11 protein-coding genes are annotated in these 12,140 nt (G+C 70.6%); 6 read left to right on the top strand and 5 right to left on the bottom strand.

Features of this window, described 5'->3' with window-relative positions:
- Nucleotides 1-114: 114 nt before the first annotated feature.
- Nucleotides 115-717, top strand: a complete 603-nt coding sequence (locus tag ACH4K4_RS34640; protein WP_398173108.1) for a flavin reductase family protein — start codon at nt 115-117, stop codon at nt 715-717.
- A gap of 158 nt (nt 718-875) precedes the next feature.
- Here the strand turns inward: ACH4K4_RS34640 and arfB are convergent, their stop codons facing one another.
- Nucleotides 876-1,313 (bottom strand): alternative ribosome rescue aminoacyl-tRNA hydrolase ArfB, encoded by a 438-nt coding sequence (arfB, locus tag ACH4K4_RS34645; protein ID WP_398173110.1) that lies wholly within the window; start codon nt 1,311-1,313, stop codon nt 876-878.
- A gap of 226 nt (nt 1,314-1,539) precedes the next feature.
- Between arfB and ACH4K4_RS34650 the strand changes: the two genes are divergently transcribed.
- The gene (locus tag ACH4K4_RS34650) at nt 1,540-2,115 is read left to right on the top strand and encodes a TerD family protein (protein ID WP_030022317.1); all 576 of its coding nucleotides are present in this window, start codon (nt 1,540-1,542) and stop codon (nt 2,113-2,115) included.
- Between the two features lie 168 nt (nt 2,116-2,283).
- Here the strand turns inward: ACH4K4_RS34650 and ACH4K4_RS34655 are convergent, their stop codons facing one another.
- Nucleotides 2,284-3,627: an SGNH/GDSL hydrolase family protein gene (locus ACH4K4_RS34655; RefSeq protein ID WP_398173112.1), complete on the bottom strand. Its 1,344-nt coding sequence runs from the start codon at nt 3,625-3,627 to the stop codon at nt 2,284-2,286.
- A gap of 327 nt (nt 3,628-3,954) precedes the next feature.
- On the opposite strand from ACH4K4_RS34655, the gene ACH4K4_RS34660 reads away from it, so the two are divergent.
- Nucleotides 3,955-4,452: a hypothetical protein gene (locus tag ACH4K4_RS34660; RefSeq protein WP_398173114.1), complete on the top strand. Its 498-nt coding sequence runs from the start codon at nt 3,955-3,957 to the stop codon at nt 4,450-4,452.
- Nucleotides 4,453-4,639: 187 nt separating this feature from the next.
- On the opposite strand, the gene ACH4K4_RS34665 is transcribed toward ACH4K4_RS34660, so the two are convergent.
- Nucleotides 4,640-5,341 carry a pentapeptide repeat-containing protein gene (locus ACH4K4_RS34665; protein WP_398173166.1) on the bottom strand — a complete coding sequence of 234 codons (702 nt, stop codon included), beginning with the start codon at nt 5,339-5,341 and terminating at the stop codon, nt 4,640-4,642.
- A gap of 243 nt (nt 5,342-5,584) precedes the next feature.
- Between ACH4K4_RS34665 and ACH4K4_RS34670 the strand changes: the two genes are divergently transcribed.
- The gene (locus ACH4K4_RS34670) at nt 5,585-6,598 is read left to right on the top strand and encodes a zinc-binding dehydrogenase (protein ID WP_398173116.1); all 1,014 of its coding nucleotides are present in this window, start codon (nt 5,585-5,587) and stop codon (nt 6,596-6,598) included.
- A 128-nt stretch (nt 6,599-6,726) separates the two neighbouring features.
- Here ACH4K4_RS34670 and ACH4K4_RS34675 read toward each other — a convergent pair whose 3' ends face one another.
- Entirely contained in the window at nt 6,727-7,842 is a 1,116-nt protein-coding gene (locus ACH4K4_RS34675; protein ID WP_398173118.1) for a M24 family metallopeptidase, read from the bottom strand.
- 334 nt (nt 7,843-8,176) lie between these two features.
- Between ACH4K4_RS34675 and ACH4K4_RS34680 the strand changes: the two genes are divergently transcribed.
- Nucleotides 8,177-8,326, top strand: a complete 150-nt coding sequence (locus tag ACH4K4_RS34680; protein WP_398173120.1) for a hypothetical protein — start codon at nt 8,177-8,179, stop codon at nt 8,324-8,326.
- A 221-nt stretch (nt 8,327-8,547) separates the two neighbouring features.
- Entirely contained in the window at nt 8,548-9,195 is a 648-nt protein-coding gene (locus ACH4K4_RS34685) for a sigma-70 family RNA polymerase sigma factor (RefSeq protein WP_398173122.1), read from the top strand.
- Between the two features lie 735 nt (nt 9,196-9,930).
- On the opposite strand, the gene ACH4K4_RS34690 is transcribed toward ACH4K4_RS34685, so the two are convergent.
- Nucleotides 9,931-11,643, bottom strand: coding sequence for a mycolysin (locus ACH4K4_RS34690; RefSeq protein WP_398173124.1), 1,713 nt, complete (start codon nt 11,641-11,643; stop codon nt 9,931-9,933).
- Between the last annotated feature and the right edge of the window lie 497 nt (nt 11,644-12,140).

The following is a 12,140-nucleotide window of genomic DNA, read 5'->3' on the forward strand; positions in this document are numbered from 1 at the left end:
ACAATTCCTGAACGCAAATCCGGACGCAAGGGCAGTCTCGGCCGCCGGACCTAGGGCGCGCCTGGTCCCCGGGCCCGATGCGAGCCACCCACGGCCCCCGTTAGCGTTCATGGCGTGTTCACGAAAACCTCCGCCGCCACGCCAGGCGATCGCTCCGCCGCGCCCGTCGCGCCACTCTCCGCGCCCGGTAACGGCGCGATCCCCCATCCTGGAGGGGTGAGTGACGAGGAGTTCCGCGCCGCCCTGTCCCGGCTCGCCGCCGGAGTCGTACTGATCACCGCACATGATCCGGAGGACGGGCCGCGCGGCGAGGACGTGGGCATGACCGCCACCGCCTTCCTGTCCGTATCGCTCGAACCGCCCCTGGTGATGGTGAGCGTTCGCAACGACTCCCGGATGGACGACCTCCTGGAGCGACAGCCGCTATGGGCGGTTTCGGTGCTGTCGGAGGGCCAGCGGAACATTGCGGGCCGGTTCGCCATGAAGAACCGCATCAGCGACCGACTGCTCTTCGAAGACATTCCCACCGAACGGGGCGAAGAGTCCGGAGCACCACTGATCGGCGGCGCGCTGGCCCGCCTGGAATGCCGTACGGAACAACGCGTCGTCGCCGGCGACCACACGCTGGTCATCGGCCGGGTCCTGTCGGCCGGCATCCCGGCCGGCGACGGAGGACCGCTGCTGTACTTCCGGGGGAAGTACCGGCACGTGGGGTGAGGGAGCGAGCCGCGGGGGCGCTGGGGCGAGGGCCTGAGGCGGGAGAGAGAAGAGGGGCGGGCTGGTCCACGTCCAGCCTTCCGTGCTCGGGCTCACGTCCGGCTTCCAGCCTTCCGGGCTCGGGCTCACGTCCGGCTTCCAGCCTTCCGGACTCGGGCTCACGTCCAGTCGCGGCCGGAGCGGCCGCGCTTCGTGTCGCCGCGCTGCTTCTTCTCCCGCAGCCGGCGCTCGTTGATACCGCGCGGAATACGGCTTTTGCGCCGCGGCTTGGGCGGCGGCGCGGTGACCTCCGCGAGGAGCGCGGCGAGCCGCACGGCGGCGGTCTCCCGGTTGCGCCACTGCGAACGGTGCTCGGAGGCCCGTACGGACACCACGCCACCGTTCAGCAGCCGGCCGCGCTCGGCCAACCGCGCGAGCGCCCGTTCCTTCCACACCTCCGGCAACGCCTCGGTGCCCGCGACGTCGAAGCGCAACTCCACCTGGCTGTCCGAGGTGTTGACGTGCTGACCGCCGGGGCCCGAGGAACGCGTGAACCGCCACACGAGCTCGGCCTCCGGAAGAGCGACCGCACCGCGGATGACATAAGGCCCTGACATGCCCCCTATGATCCCGCGTCCACCCGCCCGCGTCACCTTCTTTTGCCCGGCCGCCACTGCCACACCCCCTGTCCCTCTCGCCCCGCACGGCCACCCGGCATCAGAGATTGGCAAAGAAAGTAAAAGGAGCTGGAACCCGACGGTCCCCTCATCTCGTTTAGCAGGGTGACGGTAGCTTCGTCCGCAGTACGAAGCCCGACGATTCGACGAGGAAAGGGACATCCCCATGGCTGTAAGCCTGTCCAAGGGCGGCAACGTCTCGCTCACCAAGGAGGCACCGGGCCTGACCGCCGTCACGGTCGGCCTCGGCTGGGACGTCCGCACCACCACCGGCACGGACTTCGACCTCGACGCGAGTGCCATCGCCGTCAACACCAGCGGCAAGGTCTACTCGGACCAGCACTTCGTCTTCTTCAACAACAAGGTCACGCCGGACCAGTCCATCGAGCACACCGGTGACAACGTCACCGGTGAGGGCGAGGGCGACGACGAGCAGATCAAGGTCAACCTGGCCGCCCTCCCGGCCGACATCGACAAGATCGTCTTCCCGGTCTCGATCTACGACGCCGAGAACCGCAGCCAGAACTTCGGCCAGGTGCGCAACGCGTTCATCCGCATCGTCAACCAGGCCGGCGGCGCCGAGATCGCCCGCTACGACCTGAGCGAGGACGCGGCGACCGAGACCGCCATGGTCTTCGGCGAGCTGTACCGCAACGGCGCCGAGTGGAAGTTCCGCGCCGTCGGCCAGGGCTACGCCTCCGGCCTCGTCGGCATCGCCAAGGACTTCGGCGTCAACGTCTGACCCAGAGCGACCCCCAAGGGCGCGGCCCGCAGCTGAGCGGCCCGCCTCCTGGACGTCTCCCCACCGCGCCCCACCGAGAGCTTCACCTCGGTGGGGCGCGGTGCTGGTCGGGGGCTGCCGGGCCGCACCCCACCACCCGGCAGCCCCGCACCCCGCCGCCCCCTGGCCTCAGAGCTCGTCGAGATCCACCGCTGCGGCCATCGCCCGGTACCCGGCGTTGCTCGGGTGCAGGTGGTCGCCGCTGTCGTACGCCGGGGCCAGCCGGTCCCGGTCGGCCGGGTCGGACAGAGCCCGGTCCAGGTCGATGACCTCGTCGTACTCACCGGAGGTGCGTATCCAGTCGTTGAGCGCGTCGCGCTTGGCCTCACCGCGCTCGGAGTAGTACGCCGCGCCCTTGAACGGCGTCACGGTCGCACCGATCACCTTCACTCCCGCGGCGCGCGCCTGCCGGATCAGCTCCCGGTGGCCCTTGACGAGCTGGGCAGCCGACACGTCGGGGGCCGAACCGTCGGGCCAGTTCGGCGAGGCGCTGGCGCCGATGTCGTTGATGCCCTCCAGCACGATGACCGTGCCCACGTTCGGCTCGCCGAGCGCGTCGTGCCGGAAGCGGGCGACGCCCTTCTCCCCGGCCCACATCGAGTCCACGGTGACCCGGTTGCCGCCGATGCCCTGGTTGAGCACGCTGCGCGGACGCCCGGTGGCCGCGAAACGCTCCGCCAGTACGTCCGGATACCGGCGGTTCGTGTCGACGGAGGAGCCGTAGCCGTCGGTGATGGAGTCGCCGAAGGCCACCACCGCGCTCCGGCGTGCGGCGTCCTTGCCTCCGGAGACCTCGACGCCCGACAGGTAGTACCAGGACACGGACTTCTCCGTGAACGCGGCGGCCCCGGTGTCCGACCGGTGATCACCGGCGGCCCGGTAGGACGTGGCCAGGGCCGCCTGGTGGAACGTGGCCGGTCCGGTCGGCCCCGCCAGGTACAGCGTCACGGTCAGGGACTCCAGCGCCCGTACCTTCATCGGCAGCCCGTCGCTGCGCACCTCGCCACCCGCGGGCACGGTCACCGACCGCTTCCCGCCGAAGAGCAGGTCCCGTACGGAACCGTTCTGCACGGCCGCCCCCTTGCCCGCACGGGCGAGGGTCGCGCCGGTCACCGTCAGCGGCGTACGGCCGTACCTGTTGGACAGTTCGATCCGGGCCTCGGCGCCGCCCGTGCTGACCCGCACGACCTGCCGGACCGTCTGGTGGGCGAAGCCTTGCGTCGACCAGTTGGGGATCACCGCGTGCGGCGCCTGCGGCGAGGCCGCCCAGCCGCCCCGCCACTCCTTCCCGCTGCCGTGAGCACCGCCTCCATGCTCACCCCCGGCTTGTGCGGCGCTGTCCTCCCCTGCTCCCGCGGCCCCCACCGCAGGCGCGGCCGCCGCCACTGCGACCGGAGCCCCCTCCGTACCGAACGCCGGAACCGCCGCCAGTGCCGCGGCGGCGAGCAGCGCGACACCCGAGCGTCTGGCCATGGAACCCTTCATGATCCATCCCCACCCTCTGACTCGTGGCTTCTCCGGGGCACGTCCGCTGACGTACCCGTTTCCCTACGGTCACCGGCCTGCCGACCGGCCATAAGGCGTACGGCTCCCCCATGGCTCCCCCGCGATTCCCCCGCGCCTCCTCTGCATCTCTCCCCGCACCTCCCCCGTGCCTCCCCTGTATCTCCCCCGCATGGACGATCAGTACGGCGCACACGGTCGACTGTGGTCTGCCTCGGACGACCACGGACGACCGCAGAGGACCACGGATGACCGCAGAGGCGCGGCCGTACGTACGAACGTGACACCATCAAAGACGTGATCGACCTCGGCTACTCCCTCTCCCGTCGCTTTCCGGACCCGCCACAAACGGACTACCGCACCGCCGACGTACGTGCCCTGCGGTACGACCTCTTCTGCGGCGACGTCTATATCGCCGACACCAAGGAGGACCGCGAGGTCTCCACCGCCTGGGGCTGGGTGCCGGTGCTGGACTTCGCCTGGGCGCTGTGCGACATCGTCGAACGGATCGACCGCGACCCGCGCGGCAGCCGCGCCGCCCAACCGCAGTTCGCCGAACTGGACTTCACCGAGTCGGCAGACCGGATGTATTTCGAGCGCCGCTTCGGCTGGGTGGACGTCGACGCCGACTGGATGCCGGCCGACGAGCCCCCGCTGACCTTCCAGCACTCCGCGCTGCGCCGCGAGGCCCGCGACTTCCTGCACGACCTGATCGCCGACCTCACCGACATGCACGACGGGCTCGCCGACAACCCGGCCGTATGGGACCTCCAGGCCCGCTTCCCCCGCGTCTGACCCGCACCCGACAGCCCTCCTTTTCGTCAGTCCTCCCTGGTCCGGAGCCCGGCCCGGAACCGGCCCAGAACCCGGCCACGACCCCGGACCCGCCCCTGGTTCCGACCCCGGGCCCGCCCCCCGGCTCCGGGCTACCGCCCAGCGCCCGGCCCCGAGCCACCGCCCGGCCCCGCCCCGCCTCGCCCCGTCACTCCACCCGCACGCCTATCTCCGCCGCGAACGCCGGCGCCAGGTCCATCAGCTGGGCCGCGCTGATCACCGCGCCCGACAGCCGGTCGATCCCCCGCGCGATGTCCAGCCGGGCCACCCCCCGCAGGTCGACATCGCGCATCCGCACCCCGCTGAAGTCCACCCGGGACAGCGTGCAGTCGTCGAAGCTGACCCGCTCCAGCTCCGCGCCGCCGAAGTCCGCCTCCACCAGCACGCATCCCTCAAAGGCGACGTCCTTCAGCTTCGCCTTGCGCAGATTGAGGAAGTCGATCTTCCCGCCGCGCACCACGACCCGCTCCAGCGCCGCCGCGTGCATCTGAACGCCGCCGAGCCGCGCGTCCAGGACCTCGACGTCCCGCAGCGACACCTGTGACAGGTCCGTACCGACCCCGCGCACCTCGTCCAGCACGCTGTCGATGAACCGCGCCCGGCTCAGCACCGTCTCGTCCAGCGCGCATCGCCGCACCGCGCAGTCCATGAACCGCGCCCCGCGCCCCGCCTGCCCGGCCAGGTCGGCGTCCGCGAGCTCCAGCCCGTCGTAATCCCCCTCGGCCGCCAACTCCGCGTCCGCGTACGGCCTCAGCTCCGGCAACCGCACCGTCGGCCGCCGCACCGCCCGTACGGCCTGACCGGCCCGCGCCGACTGCCCCGGCCGCCCCGACTTCCCGCCCCGCTCCATCACCGCGTCCACCGCCTTTCCCTACCGCCTGTCCCGCACACCGCCATCTGCACCCATCGTGAACCACCCCACTGACAATCCCGCGAACCACGCCCCTGAGCTGCACAAACACCACCGCCGAACGAACTCGTCGGCACCGCGCCCGAGGTCTCCGTGATCACTCCTTGACCTCAACCAAAGTCGAGGAACCAGAGTGAAGGCCGCAAGCCTCAGTCGGCCACCACTCTCGCCAGGAGCCCACTCATGCACGCGATCCGCCTCCACGCCTTCGGCCCCGCCGAAAACCTCCGTTACGAGCAGACCGAGACCCCGCTCCCCGGCCCCGGCCAGGTCCGCATCGCCGTCGCGGCGGCCGGCGTCCACCTGCTCGACACGGCGCTGCGCGAGGGCATAAAGGGTGGCCCGGCCCCGCTCCCCGACCTTCCGACCACTCCCGGCCGTGAGGTCGCGGGCACGGTCGAGGCCCTCGGCGCGGGCACGGACCCCGCGTGGCTGGGCCGCCGGGTCGTCGCCCACCTGGGCATGAACCCGGGCGGTTACGCGGAGAAGGCCGTCGTCGACGCCGAGAAGCTCCACGACATCCCCGACGGCCTGGACGAGGCCCAGGCCGTCGCCATGATCGGCACGGGGCGCACCACCATGGGCATCCTGCTCTTCGCCGAACTCACCGCCGACGACATCGCGATCGTCCCGGCCGCGGCCGGCGGCATCGGCTCGCTGCTCGTCCAGCACGCGAAGAACGTCGGGGCGACCGTGATCGGCCTCGCGGGCGGCCAGGCCAAGACCGAGCGCGTACGCCGGCTCGGCGCCGACCTCGCCGTGGACTACAAGGACGCCGGCTGGCCCTCCGTGGTGCGGGCCTTCCTGGACGAGCGCGAGGTGCCGGGCGCCACCATCGTCTTCGACTCCGTGGGCGGCGAACCGGGCCGCGCCGCCGTCGGCCTGCTCGCCCGCGGTGGCCGCCACCTCGTCTTCGGCTGGTCTTCGGGCGGTCCGCTCACCGGTGGCCCGCTGGTGTTCGCCGAGGGCGAGCTGGCCGAGCGCGGCATCACTTCCGAGTCCGTGCTCGGCCCCGTCATGATGGCCAAGGCAGGCGGCGACAATCCGATGCGCACCTTGGAGACCGCGTCCCTCGCGGAGGCGGCAGCCGGCCGCCTCGTACCGGACGTACAGCGCTTCCCGCTCCGCGAAGCGGCGGCCGCACACCGCGCCTTGGCCAACCGCGGCACGATGGGCAAGGTCGTACTCGTCCCGTAAGCCGCCGGTCCCGGAACCCGACGCGCGTACGTCAGCCAGGCCCGCCCCCTGGCGCGCTCGGCTGCCGTACGCGCCGTACGCGCTCTACGCCCCCCTTAGCGCCCCCACCCGCACCCAGCCGCCCCACCTCACTCCACCACCACCATCACCCGATCACTGCCGTTCAACCACCGCCCGCCGGTCTCGGTACACGTCACGGTGTCCCCGACCCGTGCCCCGAACCGCCCCGGAAGGTAGATCCCCGGCTCGATCGAGAAGCACATCCCCGGCGCCAGCGGCAACTGTTCGCCTTCCACCAGGTACGGCGGCTCGTGCGGGACGGCACCGACCCCGTGCCCCGTACGGTGGGTGAAGTACTCCCCGTAGCCCGCCGCCTTGATAACCCTCCGGGCGGCCCGGTCGATCTCCTGGCAGGCCGCCCCCGGCCGTACCGCCTCGAAGGCCGCCTGCTGCGCCTCCCGCACCAGGTCGTGCACCTTGCGCTCCTCGGCCGACGGCGGCCCCACGTGCACGGTCCGCGCGATGTTCGAGCAGTAGTCGTCCTTCAGGCCGGCGAAGTGGAGTACGACCATGTCCCCGTCCGCGATGACCCGCTCGCCCGCCTCGTGTCCCGGGTCGGCCCCGCCGGGCCCCGCCCCGACGACCGTGAAGGCGACCGCGTCGTGCCCCTTCTCGGTGAGCAGCCGCGCCGCGTCGGCTGCCACCTCGTGCTCCCGACGCCCGGCGAAGCGCAGCCCGAGGACCGCCTCGTAGACGGCATCGGAGGCCTCGGCGGCGTCCGCCAGCCGCTCCACCTCGAAGGCGTCCTTCACCGCACGCAGCATCGGCAGCGCCTCCATCAGCGCGATGTACGAGGTCCCCGGCGCGGCCCGCTGCAGGGCCAACAGGTCACGCGCCCACGTCATGTCCGAGATCCCGTAACGCCCCTGCCGGGACAGCGCCTTCACCACCACGCCATACGGGTCCGAGCCTCCCGCCCACGCGCTCAACTCCAGCGCACCCGCAGCAGCGGTGCGCTCCGCGGCGGCCTTGTCCTCCGCGGGCACCAACAACTTCGGCCGTCCTCCCACAGGGACGACCAGCATGGTCAACAGCCCCCTGGAACGTGGCGGGGCGTACCCGCACAGCCACGCCATCGTCGGCCCCGGCGTCACGATCAGCCCGGCCAGCCCCGCGTCCTCCGCCGCCCGGACCGCCCGCGCCATCCGCCGCTCGTAGTCCTCACGCGCCATCGAAGTCACCATGCCGCGAACTTACGCCGATACGCGTACGTATCACCGCATCGAACGGGCCACTCACGTACGCGTCGTCCGGTCTCCCCGGAGGCCGCCGACGCCCAGACGTCAACGGCCCGCGTACACGCCGCGCACGCCACCGCCGATTGCTGATCGCCGGATACTGGCCACCCACGTCCCGGTGCCCCCAGCGGGTGCAGCGCGCAGGGTGACATCGGCCACGCACCTTCCTTGCGCCCCCGGCCCCTCCCCCAACGGCTTCTTCTGGTGAACCGGCGAACCGGCATCCGGCCGGCCACGTCACTACGACCCGCGGCCGGTCGTCACCTCGGGAGATCACCGCATGGACCCCGTCCAGAAGCTCCACCGCGCTCTGTTGATCTTCATCATCGCGGGGCTGGTCACCTACCTGGCCTTCCTCAACCCGCTGCTCGGGGCCGCCCTCCTGGTGGGAGTCGCGGTAGCACTGTTCATCCACCAGGTCCTCAGCTGACCGCCCCCGACAGTCCTGCTTCTTTCCCCTGCCGGGCCCCCTGGGGGCTCGCAACGGGCGCGGCGCGCGCCCCCTGAACAACTTCACCCCACCGCCTCACCCAAAGTTACGGACCCCAGACGCACCCTGCGCGCCGCCCCCGACGGCATAACTGGGTGAAAAGCGCGAACTGTGCATCGTCAAGCGCCGAGTTGACCGAGACACGGGAAGGACTGGTCCCTATGCGCAATGCCCCCGAAGTTCGAGGGCCTACGGACCCGCACGACCTGCCGAACAGGCCGCAGAGCCTGATCCCCGCGGCTCGTACCGCGCCCGAATCCGAGCCCGCCCGGCGCCGCCTGACCAAGGAGCAGGTCGCGGAACTCGGGCGTCTCGCCCCGTTCCTGGAGAGCCTGGTGCTCCAGGCCGGCATGGGCTACGCGATGGAGGACCTGGTGCAGACCTGCGTGTACCAACTGGTCCGCGCCTGGTCGAGGCCCGACTTCGTGCTGGACCGGCAGGACGGTGGGCGCGCGTTCGCCCGCAAGGTGATGCGCGACGTCATCGCCGACGCGGCGCGGAGCAACGACCGGGAGCTGTTGTCCCTGGTGGGCGAGGTACCGGAGATCTCGGTCGAGCCCGACGAGGGGACGCACGCCCGCGATGACTGCCTCGCGTCCATCGACCGCTTCCTCGCGGACAAGCTCCCCGAGGCCCTGTACCCGATTGCCCGGCTCGCGATCGTCGAGGGGCTCAAGCAGGGAGAGATCGCCCGCTCTCTCGGCATCGACCGGCACACGGTGGCCCGGCGCTACAAGCGGGTGCGCGAGGAATTGGAGCCCTACAAGGACACGATCCACGACGAGGTGCTGGGCGACGTGACGAGCTAGTGCCGCTACTCGGGCTCACGGGAGGGAGCCTGCGAACAGCCCCCCTCCCGTGAGCCCAGGTTGGGTCCTAGCGACCCGCACAGAAACAAAGCAAGCAGCGCTGCATGCGTGGCCCGCATAAGCGCCCACACCCGCTCACCTCGGAAAGGCTGGCCGGATGTACGAAACCTTCGATCTACTCCGCTGCGCGGCGGAGGACAGCCGAAAGGCTGCTCGGAAACTACACGGCGGGATCGGTCCCACGCGGTGGGAAGCGCTCCTCGACCGTGTCGAGGAGCAGTTGGAAGCGGACGATCGGGACGGCAATGGCGTCACGGAGCCGACCGACTCCGATCCGCTCCATTCCTGCGCCTACGACTACGCCGGGCTTCCGCCGACACACCTCACGACCGCGTCACTGAGCGCGGCTGCCCTCACCGGACCAGCCCTACCCGCATTCCCAGAAAGGAGCAGGTACCAATCCGCGCTCGAAGTCCATGGTTCTACGGCTCTGTCGTGACATAACTGTCGTGACCCAGCCGGTCGGACGTCCGGGTTCACTGAGACGGCACAGACGTACTCGTATTCGATACCAGATCTCCACGGGGGGAAGACCCGGCATCGAAAACGAATAACCCACAGGACACCCGGCCAACGACAAGGCCCAGGTGGCAGGCGCCGGTGCGCCACAGCCACAACGCCCATGGACCGGGCCGCCAGTCGGCCCGGTCCATGGGGATGTGCGGCTGACCGCGGTCAGTACTGGATGGTGTGCTTGTAGAGGATGCTTTGCGCCTTCGCGCCGTTGTCCAGGCCGTAGGTGGGCCGGTCGGTGACGAAGTACTCGCGGAAGCTGGACTGCGGGTTCCGGGACATCATGGAGTTGCTCTTCATCCAGCCGCCGTCGACCTGGGACCACAGGTCGACCAGCGCGGTGGCGACGCGCGCCTCGCAGGCGTCACCCGGGTCGATGTTCCTCGTGGAGCGGTCGTTGGCGAGGTTCAGGGACGCGCCGTTGCCCCAGTAGTAGGTGGTGTCGTTGAAGGTGTGGAACGCCACCGCGTCGGCGAAGCCTTCGGTCCAGCCGCAGCTGGTGGAGGAGGCGCGGTCTACGTAGTGGGGCGAGCAGTTGCTCACCTGCGGCCACCAGCCCCTGTAGAGCTTGCCCATGAGGGCATGACCCGCCTCGTGGATGGTGGTGTGCTCGGCGTCGGGGTCGTTGTCCGCGAGGTGGATCTTGTCGTCGCCGGAGGTCCAGTACGTGCCGTCGGTGGAGCCGGGGTACCACTGGACGGTGATCGGGGTGCAGTAACCGTCCTGCTGGCTGGAAGCCCAACAGTTGGTCGTGGAACCACGGTTCCACCACAGCTTGTTGAGAGTGTCGAAACTGTGCCAGGCGCGGCTCTGCCCGTAGTTGGCGTACACGTTGCCCAGGCTGGTGCTGCCCGAGATGTTGTTCAGCGCGTACGAGGTGGTGGCGTAGAGCCCGCCGTTGGCGTCGACCACCGACCACATCCGGCCGGCTTGCGACTGGAACTCCACCCAGGCCATGGAGGTGGTCGAGGTGCGCGGGGTGTAGCAGAGGTTGAACTGGCCCGTGCCGTTGCCGGTCATTCCCGTGGCGAGCTTCTGCGTAGGGCCGTTGGCGGTCGGCTTGCCCCACAGGATGATGTTGGCGTTGCTGACCGGCTCGTCCCGGTTGGCCTTGCCGTTCCAGCTGCCGCCCTCTGAGGACTGGAAGCGGTTACGGAAGGTGCCGCCGACGCAGGCCTGGGCGCGCGCGGCCGGCGCGGTGGCGCGCGGGGACGCCGGGGCCGAGGCAGCCGACGCACGCGCGGGGGCCGGGGTCTTGGGGTTGGCCGGGCGAGCCTGGCGCTGGCCGGGCCCGGGGCCGTCGACCCGGGTCGCACGGCCCTTGGAGACCGAGACGCCCTCGTCGGAGGACCCCTTGGACGTGCCGACGGTGAGTTCGACCGAGTCGTGTCCGGCGCGGCGCGGGTCGGGGTGATCGATGTCGCTGATGTCCGCCTGGATCTGGGCGGGCCCGGCGGCAACAGCCTTGACCTTGACCTTGACGGAGCGGGTGCCGGGAGTGAGGGCGAGCTTCTGGCTGGTGCGCTGGCCGAAGGTGTCCGTCGTGGGCGCGGCGAGGCCGGCGTCCTTGCCGGCTATTCGGATCGCGGGCGGCAGTTGGACGGACAGGCCGGCGTGCTTGACGTCTGCTTGCGCCTCGACGTCCACGGTGAGTGTGGCCTGCTCGCCGACAGCGGGCAGGTGGTCAAGGGAAGCGGTGACGCCCAGGCAGCTCGGTGGCGCCTCGGAGTGCTTCTCCGCGGAGCGGATCGTGCACGTGCCGGCCGGGGCGCCCGGGCCGGCCGGGGTTGTCGGCCCCGCAAACGCGGACGGCACGACGACGGCTGCCAGGCAGACGCCTACGCCTGCCAGCGCGGCCAGAGGGACAGGTCTCAAGACCCGCTTTCGGGACATGCGCAAACCTTTCTGCGGCGCGTACGGCCCGGATCCGGCGCGGCCGGACCCGGTGCACACGGGCACCGCCGTGAGGGGTGGGGCACTGCGTCCCGGGGCACGGCAGCGTTCAACCACCGGCTCAACCACTGGCCAAAGAAACACCCTGGGTGACAGCGAGCGAAACCATACACGAAGGCCTGCACATGCCAAGACCGATGCGGGATGCCCAAATCAGACGTGAACTAGCGTCCTGGCCAGCGACGTTGTCCGATAACAGGAAAGCCTGGTGTGGGTAATCACTTGTTTCGAGGCCTGACCCAAGCCATGCGACGCGACTACGCACGGTGATTGTCGACCTCCGGGACGGCGGGCCGAAAATCGCCCTACCGCGGCCCGATCACCACGCGCCGCCACACCGGATCGACAAAGCGGCCGTACCGATGGGCTGTTCTCGGTACGGCCGCCATGGAAAGTGCTGGTTCAGCAGGGGTGATGCG

The organism is Streptomyces sp. NPDC017529, assembly GCF_044329785.1.
In the GTDB taxonomy this organism is placed as follows: domain Bacteria; phylum Actinomycetota; class Actinomycetes; order Streptomycetales; family Streptomycetaceae; genus Streptomyces.